The 16,183-nt window shown below is 35.6% G+C and carries 12 protein-coding genes; 2 read left to right on the forward strand and 10 right to left on the reverse strand.

The window, feature by feature from the left end; genetic code table 11:
- Positions 1-561: 561 nt before the first annotated feature.
- The 7 genes from FNW52_RS02670 to FNW52_RS02700 form a co-directional block, all read right to left on the reverse strand.
- On the reverse strand, positions 562-2,835 hold the full coding sequence (locus FNW52_RS02670; protein ID WP_143375881.1) for a helix-turn-helix domain-containing protein: 2,274 nt from the start codon (positions 2,833-2,835) through the stop codon (positions 562-564).
- A 422-nt stretch (positions 2,836-3,257) separates the two neighbouring features.
- The gene (locus FNW52_RS02675) at positions 3,258-3,812 is read right to left on the reverse strand and encodes an OmpH family outer membrane protein (RefSeq protein WP_143375882.1); all 555 of its coding nucleotides are present in this window, start codon (positions 3,810-3,812) and stop codon (positions 3,258-3,260) included.
- 248 nt (positions 3,813-4,060) lie between these two features.
- Positions 4,061-4,909, reverse strand: coding sequence for a bifunctional 2-polyprenyl-6-hydroxyphenol methylase/3-demethylubiquinol 3-O-methyltransferase UbiG (locus FNW52_RS02680; protein WP_143375883.1), 849 nt, complete (start codon positions 4,907-4,909; stop codon positions 4,061-4,063).
- A 254-nt stretch (positions 4,910-5,163) separates the two neighbouring features.
- Entirely contained in the window at positions 5,164-5,646 is a 483-nt protein-coding gene (locus FNW52_RS02685) for a GNAT family N-acetyltransferase (protein WP_143375884.1), read from the reverse strand.
- 269 nt (positions 5,647-5,915) lie between these two features.
- Positions 5,916-7,787 (reverse strand): tRNA uridine-5-carboxymethylaminomethyl(34) synthesis enzyme MnmG, encoded by a 1,872-nt coding sequence (gene mnmG, locus FNW52_RS02690; protein WP_143375885.1) that lies wholly within the window; start codon positions 7,785-7,787, stop codon positions 5,916-5,918.
- Between the two features lie 682 nt (positions 7,788-8,469).
- Complete coding sequence (ybeY, locus tag FNW52_RS02695; RefSeq protein WP_143375886.1) at positions 8,470-8,889, reverse strand: rRNA maturation RNase YbeY; 420 nt, start codon at positions 8,887-8,889, stop codon at positions 8,470-8,472.
- Positions 8,886-12,206, reverse strand: coding sequence for a DUF4175 family protein (locus FNW52_RS02700; protein WP_143375887.1), 3,321 nt, complete (start codon positions 12,204-12,206; stop codon positions 8,886-8,888). The genes ybeY and FNW52_RS02700 overlap by 4 nt, the downstream gene beginning before the upstream one ends.
- Before the next feature lie 324 nt (positions 12,207-12,530).
- Between FNW52_RS02700 and gltX the strand changes: the two genes are divergently transcribed.
- Positions 12,531-14,036 carry a glutamate--tRNA ligase gene (gene gltX / locus FNW52_RS02705; protein ID WP_143375888.1) on the forward strand — a complete coding sequence of 502 codons (1,506 nt, stop codon included), beginning with the start codon at positions 12,531-12,533 and terminating at the stop codon, positions 14,034-14,036.
- Positions 14,037-14,129: 93 nt separating this feature from the next.
- Entirely contained in the window at positions 14,130-15,125 is a 996-nt protein-coding gene (locus FNW52_RS02710; RefSeq protein ID WP_143375889.1) for an SPFH domain-containing protein, read from the forward strand.
- Positions 15,126-15,153: 28 nt separating this feature from the next.
- Here the strand turns inward: FNW52_RS02710 and FNW52_RS02715 are convergent, their stop codons facing one another.
- Genes FNW52_RS02715 through FNW52_RS02725 form a run of 3 tightly spaced genes read right to left on the reverse strand, consistent with a single transcriptional unit; the run spans position 15,154 to position 16,103 of the window.
- Positions 15,154-15,408 (reverse strand): DUF6327 family protein, encoded by a 255-nt coding sequence (locus tag FNW52_RS02715; protein WP_143375890.1) that lies wholly within the window; start codon positions 15,406-15,408, stop codon positions 15,154-15,156.
- A gap of 2 nt (positions 15,409-15,410) precedes the next feature.
- Positions 15,411-15,761 carry a competence protein gene (locus tag FNW52_RS02720; RefSeq protein WP_143375891.1) on the reverse strand — a complete coding sequence of 117 codons (351 nt, stop codon included), beginning with the start codon at positions 15,759-15,761 and terminating at the stop codon, positions 15,411-15,413.
- A gap of 12 nt (positions 15,762-15,773) precedes the next feature.
- Positions 15,774-16,103 carry a YtxH domain-containing protein gene (locus FNW52_RS02725; RefSeq protein WP_143375892.1) on the reverse strand — a complete coding sequence of 110 codons (330 nt, stop codon included), beginning with the start codon at positions 16,101-16,103 and terminating at the stop codon, positions 15,774-15,776.
- Positions 16,104-16,183 lie beyond the last annotated feature (80 nt).

Genomic DNA, 16,183 nt, shown 5'->3' on the forward strand with positions numbered 1-16,183 from the left:
ACAACAAACGTCCTGTTTTACTTTTTCTCAAATATAGACAATAATAGTTAGAAACCTACAAAATAAAATTTTTGTATGTTTGAACGTTTTTTGTGCTCCGTTCAGTAAAACAGGGCATCCGAAGAAAAAATAATGCCCTGATGCGTGCTTCGGACTGCCTGATAAGAGCTTCGGAAGCCCTGTTGCATGCTTCGGACTCCCTTTTATAATCTTCGGACAAGTTGTTGCCTACTTCGGAACTATTTTTATAGCCTTCGGACAGCTTAGCGCCCTTATCTGACAAGTTGCTATTCCCTTCGGATTGTTTGGATTAATCTCCGAAGGGCGTGTGACAAAATTTTAGGAAGAACTTTGAATTGCTTTTATTCTTTTGATCTTACAAAAAACAAAATCCCTCTGCTTCCCCTAAACATCTTGTGAGCTACGTGAGGGATAGCGCCAAATTACCGAAGTAATGGCAATAGCCCGACAGCATAAAGCAAAGGGGCCGACTCACCGGTATGATAAGTTGGCCCCTTTGTTTTATGGTGGCACGCCCAAATAATCTTGAAAATATTGGGCCTAGTTGAGATTCAAACTCGCCTTGAACATTCTCAATTCTTCCCAAGTGAATTTGTCACCGTATTTTTCCTTTAGCGGAGAAACAGATTCTTCTTTATAACCCGCAAAGGCCTCGGTAAGTGCAGTCACTTTGTCTGCGGGCAGGACTTCGTTGATGGTAATGACTTTGGATTGAATCAACTTGGTTAAGTGTGACAAAATGGTTTCTTGAGTGAACTTGCGGATGGTTGCGATTTCCTGAACGGTTTTCTTTTCTAACCACAGCTCATGGGTTTCCTGCACCGTCGATTTTTTGGGTGCTGCTTTGGCGGTTTTCTTGGGTGCGTAGCGTTCGGCATCTTTTTCGTCCTCGATCAGTGTGATGTTGGCTTTCTTGAAATCTTCGATGACTCGGTTCATCTTTGTTGATTTGTAAAGTTTTATTTCATCCGAGGTTAGTTTTTCTTTAGAGATGGTTTCACCTTTTACCAGCGTGGCGACCATCAATTTGGCTTTCATCAGTTGGAGCACTGCCTTGGTTTGCAAATCGTCGAGTAGTATTAGTTCGTCATAAAAGGCTTTGGCTTTTTTGAGTCGTTTTACTTCTTCGAGTTTCCAGAGGATTTCATACACCAACTTGTCCATGGGATCCATGAAGTAATTGAAGGCTGCGTTGATACGATCCGAAATATGGCTGAATTCCAACTGTTCGCTGTGGAACAACTTGTCTAACTGCACCAAAAACTTAGAAGACGGGTCTAGCAATTGCCAAATTACCCCGGCTTGATTTTTCGCCCAAGCGGAGTGTTTTGATTTAGCTGAATTTTCGGCATCTTCGTTGTAGCTGAACTGGTGGTTGCGCCATTCTTGTGCCAACTCGTTCCACTCGAAACTGTTTTTCAGATAGTTGAGAATAAAATTTTTGGTTTCTCGTTTTAAGGCATTCGCCAAAGCTTCTTCGGAGGCTTTGTTCTCGGCGTAATCCATCACGTCCTGATCGTTTGAAATACCATTCATTCGCAACGGAGACAGCAAAACAAGCCCGTTTAAGGAACGTAAACGCGATAATGCCACATACGCCTGTCCGGGCAGGAAAACTTGCGATACATCGAGCGCAGCTTTGTCAAAAGTCAATCCTTGGCTTTTGTGCACCGTAATCGCCCAAGCCAACTTGATGGGGTAATGCACAAAAGTGCCCAAAATCTCCTCCTCTATTTCCTTGGTCATCTCGTTTACGGTGTAGCGAATGTTTTGCCATTCGTACTTGTCGACTTCAATGGTTTTGTCTTCATCCGGAAAATGCACCCAGATTTCTTTTTGGGTCATCGATTTGACAATTCCCATTTTTCCGTTGAAATAATTTTTATCTGGAGACAAATCATTTTTTACAAACATAATCTGTGCGCCTACTTTCAGCTGTAGATTGGGATCTACCGGATATATTTTTTCTGGAAAATCGTCTGTGATTTCCGGTTTGAAAGTTACCTGTTTTCCTTCTAAGTCTTCGAGCGATTGGGCGTTCATCACATCGGCTTTGGCATTGTGCGTGGTCAGCGTGATATAGCCTTTGTTGGCTTTCAAGTCAAAATTGGGTTTTACAAATTCGTTCAGCATTTGTATATCCGTTGGCGTAATCTCATTGTTACGCAAATTATTCAAAACCGAAATGAAACGATCATCGGTCTGACGGTAAATTTTGGACAACTCGATGTACAAAGGCGGATACTGCTGAATGACGTGTGCGTGGAAGAAGAATTTTCCTCTGTAATAATTGCGAAGCGTACGCCATTCTTCGTCTCGGATAATAGGTGGTAACTGTAATAAATCTCCTATAAACAATACTTGAACACCTCCAAACGGAGACGATTTCCTGCGAACGGTTTGCATCATATAATCCATAGCGTCTAGCAAATCGGCACGTAACATACTGACTTCGTCTATGATAAGCAATTCCATATTGCGAATAACCGCGCGTTTTTGTCCGCTCATTTTGAAATGTCGGCGCAAAGTGGCTTTGGTTTCAAACTTGGTCGTATCCGAAAACTGAGGAGCCGAATTATCAGGTATAAATCCACCGAAAGGCAATTGAAACATCGAGTGGATCGTCACTCCGCCCGCATTCAACGCAGCAATTCCAGTAGGTGCCACCACAACGGTATTCTTGTGTGTGGTCGCAATGATTTCCTTTAAGAGTGTGGTTTTACCCGTTCCCGCTTTCCCCGTAAGAAAAACAGATTGGTGGGTTTGATTGATAAAACGGAGGGCATAAGCAGCGGCTTCGGATAGGGTTTGCATTTGGCGTATAGATTTAGAGAGCTAAAATAAAGGAAAAATATAGAGTGATTAGTGAATAGTGATTGGTGATTAGCATAGAAAACGAAAATAAGGCTAAAGTATTTTAAAAAATCATTCATTTCAATTATTATAATCTGCGAAATCTGCGTGCCACTTTTTTACTTAAAACCATAGCCAACTCCCGATAATTATCGGGATCAACCGTTGGAAACAATAGATAATAATACCAAAGATTGAAAAACAATACCCAAGGTTAAAACCTTGGGCTATGGTATTCTTAACCAATTCTTTCAAGAATAAATTGTTCAAAGGCTATTGAACTCGGCTAATTTTTTTTACAAATCACTTTTAACTGAACATAAACAAAAAAACCTTCATCTTGAATAAGATTGAAGGTTTTTTTTATTTGTGCAAACAAAAAATTACTTTTTAACTTCTTCTGTTTTAGCAGTCGATTTGTATTTTTCGTTCAATAATTTCACGATGTCTTTTGTGATGTCGTATTTCTCTTCAGCATACAAGATCGATGCAGCATCACCTGTACCGTAGATATAAGCATATCCTTTCTCTTTACCGTATTCTTTGATGAATTTTTTAACCCCTTTTACAAGAGAATCCATTTCTTTTCCGCTTTCTTGTTGCAATTGCATTTGCAAACCTTGTTGCGCTTGAGCCAATTGCTGCTCTCTACGTTGCAATTCTTGACCATTTTTTTGAGCCCATTCTTGTCCGTTTGCTTGAGCATTACGTTGAAAATTAGCCGCATCTTGTTTGAATCTATTGATTTCTGCTTCCAATTGTCTTCCTTTTTCGGCAGCTTGACCTTTGTATTTTGCTTCTAGGTCTTTAGTTTCGGTATATTCTTTCATCAATTCAGCTGTATCAACATAAGCTGTTTTTAATTCTTTCACTTCTGCTGCTTTATCACAAGAAACAAGTGATATTGAAATTGCGATAAATAATAATGCTTTCTTCATTTTGATGTATTTCAAGTTTTTTAAGTATGGATGACAAAAATATAAAAAAATAGATAGTATTAGTAAAAAGTTTCAAAAATGCTACTATTTTATTGTAATCAATTTTAATTATTAATAAAGATAAATGGTATCAAAAAAAGCTATTAAAAACGGGTTTAAAAGCTCGCTTCTAAAGCACGAATCGAAATAATCGAATAATTACCCTAGAAAAACCAAAATAAACGTATTAAAACAGCTTAAAATGCGTTTTAGTCGTTTTTAAGGATGTAAATGTGTGATGAGTATTCTAAATTTCGCTTGGCTTTCCAATTCGACAGCAATCCGATAAAAAAAGCTTTGATATAATTCATTTTCCCCGTTTTGTATTTTTCCGAAAGTAAGCTCACATAAAAAGAATCAAATTTCATAGGAAGCACTTTTTCGAGCTTCATATTTTCCTTTTCGAAAAGTTTTTGAATCGCTGTTTTCGAGAAATGCCAAAAATGAATCGGCACATCATAAGCGGCCCAAAAATGTCCATAATGTTTTGCATCGAAAGATTTGAAATTTGGAACCGCAACAATCAAAGTTCCGCTAGGTTTTAGCAAACGTTTTAATTCCTTGATTTGTTCCTCCAAATTGGGAACGTGTTCCAAAACGTGCCACATCGAAATTACATCGAAAGTATGATCTTCTAATTCCGAAGTTTTCTCGACAAAGGAAACGCCCTTGCTTTTTGCAATGGCTTTGGCTTTATCACTTGGCTCTACTCCTACTGTTTTCCAACCGTCATTCTTTGCCACTGATAAAAAATCTCCTGTTCCAGCACCAATGTCCAAAATCAACCCTTTTGAAGGTTGATAAGAGTTGATTAAATTCAATTTATTTTTTAAAGCAATATTTTTCACAAAATGGTATGCTTTCTCAAACAGAGACCTTTTTGAATCGGTATGTGAAATATAATCGGCGCTTTCGTAGTACTTGCCTAAAACATCTAAACTAGGTTGTGGATGGGTAATTAACATGTCGAGTGTTTCATCATGATACAGCTCGAAAGTTTCTTGGGAAACCGAATAATCTTTTACTTGTAGAAAATGCTTTTTGTTTGTAATGTCCATTTTTGTTTTAAATAAATAATTTCAGCCCTTGCGTACAAAAAGCTGAAAAAGAAATTCTTTTTTAATTAATAATATTGCGCAGCAATTGAATTACCACAATCATTCTAGTACTTCTCGGTTTTAAACCAAAAAAGGTGTTCGTTTTAAAACAGTGCCAAATAACACTCTCGTTTTTATAAATAGTCTTAAGAAAGTGATTTACAATCTTTACAGCCAACACTGAAAACTGCGACTGAAAACTGAAAACTGAATAGTTACCCATTGTCTTTATACTCCCTTTCCCATCTTATTTTTACGGCCGAAATTTTATCATTTTCTATCCGACTATTTTGATGCACTAAAAAACCGTTTTTTGTATAAAACCCTAATGGCGACAAATAAGGCTCCTTATTTTGTTTCAAATCATTTTGATGATCGATTACCCAACCATTCAAAACCAATTTATTCTTTTTCAATTCATCCAGCAAAAGTATTCCAAATCCTTTTGCCTGTATTTCTGAATTGATGATAATTCCAAACCAATCTTCGGCTTCACGAAAAAAAGTAAAAGCCCAACCTACTATTTGATTTTGATCATCAACTACTAAATAATGTTTTTTATTAGAAAGGCCGTCAAGATAATTCTCAAATTCGAATAATTCATTATAACCAATTTTTTCTGGATATTCCGAATTCCAAAGTTCAAAAACCGATTGTTTTTGATCTAAAGTTAAACTCGTAGTTTGAATAATTTTTATTTAAAAAAAATAGTATAAAGAGATTTGTCAACAAATACGGGCGTTGCGAGCATAGTTTCACGTGGAACAAAATGATTTCAAATTGAAGATTAACGATTTTTGATTTTAGATTTAAAATCCTCAGCAAATCGTTTAAGTTAAAAAATCAGCATTTAACCCTTAAGATACAATCCCAAAATAGACTTAAAACAAACATTCTATCAATCGAAATAAATCTCAATTCAGAATAAATCAAAAATCGTTAATCTTCAATCTAAAATCAAAAATCTCTATCTTCCCATATAAATCAAAAGCACCGAAACATCGCTAGGAGAAACTCCGCTAATTCGGGAAGCTTGAGAAATCGTCACAGGTCGAATCTTGCTTAATTTTTGTTTCGCTTCTATCGACATCGATTTGATTTTATTGTAATCAAAATTTTCAGGGATCTTTACATCTTCGAGTCGTGTTAGCTTGTCGGCATTGTTTCTTTCCTTTTCGATATAACCCGAGTACTTCACTTGAATTTCGGCTTGCTCCAAAATTTCCTGATCCAGATTATTTTCTGCTACGTACTCAGCAACCTTCTCAAACTTCATCATATCCTCCAGATCAATTTGCGGTCTAGAAAAAACTTTAAACAATTTATCGCCTTGATGAATCAGCGCCGTATCTTTCGATTCTAAAATAGGATTGGCCTCCGCAACAGAAACACTCGTCTCTTTGAAGAAAGCCACCATTTTTTCGGATTCGTTTAATTTATGCTCCATACGTCTCAAACGCGCTTCTGATGCCAAACCAATTTCATACGAAAGCGGCGTCAATCTAAAATCGGCATTATCTTGTCGCAACAACGTTCTGTATTCTGCACGTGAAGTAAACATACGATATGGCTCCTCTGTTCCCTTCGTAATCAAGTCGTCAATTAAAACACCAATATACGCTTCGTCTCTTTTCAAAATCAACGGAGCTTTTTCGTGCGCTTTTAGATGCGCATTGATTCCCGCCATCAAACCTTGAGAAGCGGCTTCTTCGTATCCTGTCGTTCCATTTATTTGTCCGGCGAAATACAAACCTTCAACCAATTTGGTTTCCAACGTATGCTTTAATTGTGTTGGCGGAAAGTAGTCGTATTCGATAGCATAACCCGGACGAAAGAATTTCACGTTTTCAAAACCAACAACAGAGCGCAACGCTTTAAATTGAATATCCTCCGGCAAAGAAGTTGAAAAACCATTCACGTAAACCTCACAGGTATTCCATCCTTCTGGCTCCACAAATAATTGGTGGCGTTCTTTATCCGCAAAACGATTAATCTTATCTTCGATAGAGGGGCAATATCGCGGGCCTATACTTTTTATTCTTCCGTTGAACATTGGAGAACGATCAAAACCTTCTCTCAAAATATTATGCACTTCAAGAGAAGTGTACGTCATGTGACAAGACTTTTGAACAGCCAATGGTTTCGTTAAATCCGAATACGAAAATTTATCCGGTTTTGCATCTCCTTTTTCCTCGTTCATTTTCGAATAGTCCAATGATCTTCCATCCACTCTTGGCGGCGTTCCCGTTTTCATTCGACCCGCTTCAAAACCTGCCTGAATTAAATCTTCGGTAATTCCATACGCGGCACTCTCCCCTGCACGACCTCCGCCGAATTGTTTTTCTCCAATATGAATCAAACCATTCAAAAAGGTTCCATTGGTCAAGACAACCGATTTGGATCGAATCTCCACTCCCAACGAAGTTTTGATTCCTTTTATCTTTCCATTCTCAATGATCAACCCTTTGACCATTTCTTGGTAAAAATCAAGATTCGGAGTTCCCTCCAACATCATTCTCCATTCTTCGGCAAAACGCATACGGTCACTTTGAACTCTTGGAGACCACATAGCAGGTCCTTTTGATTTATTCAACATCTTGAATTGAATCGCTGTTCGATCCGAAACAATTCCGGAGTATCCACCAAGCGCATCGATCTCACGAACAATTTGCCCTTTGGCAATTCCCCCCATGGCAGGGTTGCAAGACATCTGTGCAATGTTCTGCAAACTCATCGTCACCAGCAAAGTTTTGGAACCCAAATTTGCCGCTGCCGCCGCCGCTTCAGAACCAGCGTGACCCGCTCCCACCACAATTACATCATACTCTTCTAAAAACATTTTCTTATGTATTAATCCTTTTTAAAGGAATTGTGAAATTTCAAAATAACGTTCCACGTGAAACAATCTAAACAAACCAACTTAATTCTAAAACATCAGCATATTGATTAAGGTGTGATCTTAGCAAAATAAACATACGTCTCTTCTATGTTTTTTATATTCATTGCCTTCGACAGGCTCAGTCAACGAATATAAAAAAATACAGAAATAAAACCACCAATTGAACGTGACTTTTACGCTTTTTTATCCGTTGCTTCGACAGGCTCAGTCTGCGAATAAAAAAAAATCAAAAATAAAATCACCACTCCTACTTAACGTTTACACTTTTTTCATTCATCGTCTTCGACAAGCTCAGGCTACGAATTAAAAAAAATCATTTCAAAACTCTAGCACTAACAAAGCAACTTTTAAACTGTTCCACGTGAAACAATTCAAACACCTTTAAACATGACTGTCTTCTAAATATATTTGCCAAGTACTAAAAACCACCTACTAATTAAAATATCATATCGTACAAAAACACACATGCCATTTGCTTTTTACATTCGTAGACTGAGCTTATCGAAGGCTGCGAATGTTAAACACGTTCCACGTGAAACAATTCGTTTTTAAAAATTATAAAAAATAGAATGTTTCACGTGGAACGTATTGTTATTTTATATAATTTTGATTTCTTTTTCGCTTACTGTTCCACGTGAAACATAGTTAGTTTTTCTTCTTCTTTGCTGCGCATTACCGTCTCGTCCGCTTCTGACTTGTCTTTATAACCGCAGTAGTGTAACAGTCCGTGAACCAAAACGCGTTTCAACTCTTCGTTGAAACTGGTGTTGTAATCTTTGGAATTGTCTAAAACTCTTTCGACAGAAACAAAGACATCGCCGCTTATTTCGTTACCCATCGTGTAATCAAAACTGATGACATCAGTAAGCGTGTCGTGATCCAGATACTCTACATTGATTTTATGCAGATACTCATCGTCGCAAAAAATATAATTAATTTCTCCCTCGCTCTTGTTTTCCGAAACTATTACAGCGCTTAACCAAGTAGCTATAGCCTCTTCGTTGTCTAAAGTAAAGTCGGATTCGTAATTAAAATTGATCATTTGTTATTGAAATATACTTGAACTTTTTGATTAAAATTCGAGCGCAAAGGTAGCGATTGTCTATTTAATATTTCGATGCTATTCAAATAATCTGAAAGTACCTTTGGCAATGGACTCGCTTGATTAGAATAACTCTTGGTATTAGTCTCCGATTGACGTTTGGGATCTTCTCCCTGTAGCCGAATTGCCGTGTCTAATTTTAAAAGTTCCTGTTTAATATTATTTACTTTCTGAACTGTTTCGTTGGTAAAACCTTTGTTTAACAATTGCTTTTCCAACTGCTTCATTTGCTCCAATACGTTTTGTCCATTGTTACCTAAACCTTTTTTGTTCAGTTCTTCTTGCAGCGCTTCACGCAGTTGCTTCTGTTCTTTGTAAATATCCATCGTTGCTTTGGCATCTCCTTCTCCATCTCCATTCGAGTCTCCATTTTCTCCTTGACCTTTGCCTGATTGGGAACCTTTATTCTTGCTATCCCCAGGTTTATTTCCTTCTCCAGGTTTATTCCCAGGCTTTGTTCCTTGTTTCATCTTATCGCCCAACTCTCCTTGTTTTTTGATAATGTCCGGCAATTGCATTCCAGATCCTTTACCTGGTTTTGGCTTTCCACTACCGCTACCCGACATTTGCATTTGCATGCTGTTAAGAGAATCACTTAATAAATCCGCCAGTTTGTTAGCAGAAGATAACGCATATTGCTGTTGAGACGAACCTCTTTGCAGCTGTGAATCCGATAAGCTTTCGATCGCTTTGTCTATATTGTATTGCACATTGGCTACCTCCTTGGTAACAGCTTCTGCTATTTTAGGTTGACGTAAGGACAAAGCAAAAAGGCTATCATCAACATGCTTGAACTCGTTTTTTAAATTTTGCTGACTTTTTATATACTTGTTGAAAGAGGGAGAACCCAGTTTAATTGTTTTGAATTGGTTCATCACATCCTCTTGCGAAAAAGAATAGGTCAATAGATTATCCAATATTTGACGCAACATTTTTACATCTTCTTCTATCTGATCTTTGTTGGATTCTTCCATCGCCTGCTCCATCGCTTTAGACATTTCTTTCATCTTTTTGGAAGCGCTTTTTTGACTCGGTTTAGCTTTTGATTTACTGTTTTTCTGCAAATCAGAAGAAGCTTTGTTTAAATCTTCCTTAATACTTTTCTCCTTCTCGGCATCATTCGGAATATCCATCGGAGATTTTAATTCTTCATTTTCTTTGTCTAATTTATTCAACTCCTCTTGAATTTTATCAAACTCTTCATTGAGTTTTTTCTGTTCTTCTGCAGAATTCTCTTTTTCATTGTCTGATAATTTATCTTCTTTTTGAGATAGCTTATCTAATTTGTCTGCTATTTGTTCTGCCTTTTTTTCGACATAATAACGCTTAGTAAGTTCGACCAATTGTGCTAAATTCTTATTTTGACTTTTACTTTTCTCCTTAAACTTTTCTAGCTTTTCTGTAAAATCTTCGTCATTGATTTTATTGTTAAGTTCATTAAGCTCGTCTAATAATTTCTTGTTTTTATCTAATTCCTTTTCGGTGTTCTCTAATCTTTTTTGCAACAATTCTTTGTTTTCGTCTTTTTGCTGTGGATTGGATTTGTCCAAATTGTTCTTCATTTTATTGGCAAACTCCTTCATCAAATCATTTTGTTGGTTTTGCTGTTTGATGAAATCATTCACTTTTTGGCGATCTTTAAAATCTAAAGAAGCTTTTTCTTTACTGGCTTTCTGAAGTTTTTCCATTTCTGAAAACTGTTTGTCTTGTTTGGACAATGTTTTTTGCAAACTGTTGATGTCATTATTTTGCTCTTGAAAAGCTTGATTTTGTTTTTCCTCATCCGAAAGAACACGATTCGTAAACACTGAAGAACGGGTACTTTTGAAATGATGAATGGCATCGTTATCAAAAACCTCGAAATAGAAATCATAGGTTACTCCTTTTACCAAATCAAGATTACTCGGAAAATCAAAAACAAATTGATCGAATGTGCCCTTCTTGACTGCTATTGTTCCACGTTTGGCAGTATGGGTTTTTCCGCTTTCATAATAAACAATCTGTAACTTAGATAAACCGTAATCATCCGATAATTGTCCAACAAAATAGGTGTTCCCTACCCTTAAACTATCAGGAGCTTTGTCAACATTGATGGTAGGGAATTGATCTTTGACAATATTGAGCTGATAATCTAACTTTTCGAAGTTTTTCACTTCAGAATTCGACGTAATAATTTGATATTCTGTGTTTTGAGTGATATTTTTAGATAAATTGAAGGTGTTATCCGTTTTAGAGAATGGAAATGAATGAGTACCCTCTTTCCAAACTACATTTTGAGTATAATTCGTATTCATAATCCAAGTAACTTGTGTGCCTTCTGGAATTATGGCATTCCCTGTTCCTTTGATAATCGTGTTTTTTAGATTCAAATACGAAGGATAAACAAACTTCATTTCAAAATTTTCTATAGTTGGAACGGCTATAACTTTCAATTCAAAACTAGAAGAAGCAACTGTATTGGCTTCAAGATGGAAAGCTACATTAGAAGAAGGCTTCACAATTTTGAATTGAAACTCTCCGGGACGAATGGTTTCTAAAAAATAACTTTCATCTCCTATAAAGATCATCACATTTTCTGGAACAATCGACCCTTCGGATTTGATATGCAACATGAAATCTTTGCCTTGTTCGGTAACCAAATTGTTATTCAATACAACAAATTTAAAAGGTGCTGGCGGTGCAAAAGCAGCATTGAAATGCACTACCCTATTCAAACTTTGAGAAATAATATTACTGTTACCCGATATAAAAAAGAACAATAAAAATAAAATTGGAATAATAGCTAATGGCAAAAACTTAGTATTTTTATTAAAATCAATTGCTTTACCAAATGGAATTGGACTAAGGGCATTCGCCTTTTGATCGATAGAAGCCAATAATAATTCTGAATTATAAGCCGTAGTATCTGAATTAGAAAGTTGAAGATAGTTCGTTAAGGTATCATTCACTTCCGAAAAATGGTTTCCTATAATTAATGAAGCTTGTTTGTAATCAATCCCTTTTTGGAATTTTAAAATTTTAAAAACTGGGAAAAGTATAAATCGCAGTAACAAGAAAGCTTCGACAGTAATGAAAAACCAAAATAAGAATGACCTGCCTTGTGGTTGCAACCAAAGGAAATACTCAATAAAAAGAGTAAACAAAAAATAAATTAATCCTAAACCAACGAAAAATATAATACCACGGATTAACTCATTGGTGTAATACTTCCTGATAAAAGCTTCTAGTTTTTTATGTATCGAATTAGATTTTTCCAAAATAAACGTATTGATTTAATAACCAATAAAAGTAATAATTATAATGGGTATTAAAATGTAAAAAAAACATAATATTCTACATACCAAGAATCCCCAATTCACTATCTATCGTCTGGACATTGTACAAAAATGAACACGAATTTCACTAATTATCACAAATTAGTTTGTGAAATAAATTTCACAAACTAAGCTAACCTTCAAAATTCGTGAAAATTCGTGAAATTCGTGTTCAAAATTCACGTATAATATTTGTGTCCACGCGATAGCAATTCACAATAACAAATGGACTGTTTGAAAATTGTATATTTGCAAAAAATTTAAGCAATGTCTAAACCAGTTCGCGTGCGTTTTGCACCAAGTCCAACAGGACCATTACATATTGGCGGAGTACGTACCGCCTTATTCAATTATTTGTTTGCCAAAAAAAATGGGGGTACTTTTTATTTAAGAATAGAAGATACCGATCAAAATAGATTTGTTCCAGGTGCCGAAGAATATATTATGGAAGCCTTAGAATGGTTGGGAATTGCTCCCGAAGAAACCATTGGAAAAAATGAAAAATTTGGACCATACAGACAAAGCGAGAGAAAGCATTTGTACAAACAGTATGCCGATATGTTGATAGAATCCGGTAACGCATATTACGCTTTTGACACTGCCGAATCACTGGATGCCCATAGAAAACAACACGAAGCAGATGGCAAAACGTTTATTTACAATCATCATAATCGGGAGAAACTAGATACTTCATTAGTGATTTCTGCAGCAGAAACGGAGAAAAGAATCGCCAATAACGAAGATTATGTGATCCGTTTTAAAACACCAGTAGAGGAAACTTTGCATTTGCAAGACATCATTCGTGGAGAAGTTCAGTTTCAAACCGGTCTTTTGGATGATAAAGTATTATTTAAAAGTGATGGAATGCCAACCTATCATTTAGCAAATATTGTTGACGATCATTTGATGGAAACTACACACGTGATTCGTGGGGAAGAATGGTTGCCATCGATGCCGTTGCACGTAATGTTGTACAGAGCTTTTGGTTGGGATGCACCAGAATTTGCCCATTTACCATTGATTTTAAAACCAATTGGAAACGGTAAATTATCCAAACGAGATGGAGATAAAATGGGATTCCCAGTATTTCCTTTAGAATGGAAAACCGAAGAAGGGGTTTCATCTGGTTATAGAGAGAAAGGATTTTTTCCGGAAACGGTTGTTAACTTCCTTGCTTTATTGGGTTGGAATGACGGAACCGAGAAAGAACTCTTTTCTTTAGAAGAACTAACTGCAGCTTTTGATTTGAAAAGAGTGCATAAATCAGGAGCCAAATTTGATCCAGAAAAAAACAAATGGTTCAATCATCAATATTTAATGAAACAAGATAATGCAATATTAGCAGAAGCCTTTGCTCCAATTTTGATTCAAAAAGGTGTTGATGTTTCAAAATTTGATTTGACAAGAATCGTTTCCTTGGTAAAAGACAGAGCGCATTTTGTATCTGAATTTTGGGAAATGAGTGATTTCTTCTTTGTGGCTCCAACAACTTATGATGAAAAAGCTAGAAAAAATTGGAAAGAAGAAACTCCTGCTTTGATGCAAGAATTGATTTCGGTAGTTGAAGAAATAACCGATTTTACCTCGATGAATATAGAAACCATCGTAAAAGATTGGATGACCAAAAATGAAATTGGAATGGGTAAAGTAATGCAACCGTTTCGATTGAGTTTGGTTGGAGCGCTCAAAGGCCCTCACCTATTTGATATTGTTGATGTCATCGGAAAAGACGAAACGATTTCGAGAATTCAAAAAGCAATAGCCACTTTATAAAAACTAAAAAGCTTCCAAATGATTGGGAGCTTTTTTTTTGTAACTTTAAAAATATTCTTACGTCTAATATTAACTAACTAAAAAGTAAACACTATGAACATTGCATTAATTTTTATAATAATCTTAGGGTTATTTATTTTTCTATCTTCCTTTTTCACTGTGAAGCAACAAAGCAGTTTTATAATCGAACGTTTTGGAAAATTTCACAGCATAAGACAATCTGGTTTGCAACTCAAAATCCCGATGATTGATCGAATTGCAGGACGAGTAAATCTTAAAATTCAACAGTTGGATGTGATTATCGAAACCAAAACCAAAGACAATGTATTTGTTAAACTAAAAGTTTCGGTACAATTTATGGTGGTCAAAGAAACGGTTTATGATGCCTTTTATAAACTGGAATATCCACACGATCAAATTACTTCTTATGTATTTGATGTTGTTCGTGCCGAAGTTCCAAAACTAAAACTAGATGATGTTTTTGAAAGAAAAGACGATATTGCCATTGCCGTAAAAAGAGAATTGAATGAAGCAATGACAACCTATGGATATACGATTATCAACACATTAGTAACCGATATTGATCCCGATATTCAAGTAAAAAATGCAATGAACAGAATCAATGCTGCCGATAGAGAAAAAACAGTAGCCGAGTTTGAAGCAGAGGCATCTAGAATTAGAATCGTTGCAAAAGCCAAGGCAGAAGCAGAAAGCAAACGTTTACAAGGACAAGGAATTGCTGATCAGAGAAGAGAAATCGCAAGAGGATTGGTAGAAAGTGTAGATATTTTGAATAAAGTGGGTATCAATTCGCAAGAAGCTTCTGCATTGATTGTAGTTACCCAACATTATGATACTTTGCAAGCCATAGGCGCAGATGCCAATTCTAATTTAATTTTATTACCCAACTCTCCACAGGCAGGAAGCGATATGTTGAATAATATGGTAGCTTCATTCTCAGCATCGAACCAAGTAGGCGAAATGATGAAGAGAAATAAACCCAAAGTGAAGGCTAAAACTGAGGATCATTATACAACACCAACTAAACTGGAATTACCAGATTCAGAATTACCAAAATCTGAAGAATAAAATAACTAATTACCATAAAAAAAGAGGCTTAATCGCCTCTTTTTCTATTTACAAAATAACTAATTACATAGGGAGCTATTAATTTTAAAATAGATACATACGAATTAGAAATTATATTTTTATACGAATCAAAAAAACCACATACTATGTTTTCTGGAGTAATGGCTTCTTTTGTTTTTTGAACAGTTAATACTAGCTTTTGATAATTAATCTCTTTTTCTAATTTTAAAATTTCCAGATTATAATCAATTTCGGCATAAGATGAATATTTCTTCGTTTCCATATTTAGTCGTTAAAAAAGATTTCTGAAAATTTTTCTAAAATTGGTCCTTCAATCACTCTGTCTTTTACTAAAAATAAAAGACCTGTTATGAATAAATACAAACCAGCTATACTAAGAAAACCAATAGCGTAACTGTCAAAATAAATACCAATTGCCAAAGCTGCTCCAACAGAGCCAAATAATAAAACCATAGCAAAACACAACAAGATTAAAGTAAACTTCAAAATCATAGTGGTTGATTTCATCGCAACCTTAAAACCCCATAATTTATAATAGGAAACAGTACTTTCAAGATAAGCTTGGGCTTGTTCCTGAATCTTATCCGTATTTTCTTTTATATCGACAAATGCCATAGACGCTCTATTTTATTTTTGAAATTTAGCGTTTTTTAATTTAAGATCCGCTAATTTGTTTTCTAAAAAAGAAATGACATCTTCACTTTTATGACTTAGAGAAGAAACTATATTATCGTAATTTCCATCAATGTCATCTTTAGCAGTTACTATTTTACTTTTAATGCTTTCAGTAACATCATGTAATTTATCCTGAAGATTGTGTTTGGCATCATCAAAACCATCTTTTAATTTTTCTCTAGTTTTAGATCCTTTATCTGGTGCAAACAAAATTCCTACCCCTGCACCAATCGCTGCACCAACTAAAATGGCCACTATTGTATTTCCAGTATTATTTGACATATTATTAAAATTTAAAAGGTTACTATTTATAAAAATACAACTTTATTAACAAACCAATGTTAACAAGCCGTTAAAGTGTC

The sequence above is a fragment of the Flavobacterium sp. ZT3R18 genome (genome assembly GCF_007097385.1).
In the GTDB taxonomy this organism is placed as follows: Bacteria; Bacteroidota; Bacteroidia; order Flavobacteriales; family Flavobacteriaceae; genus Flavobacterium.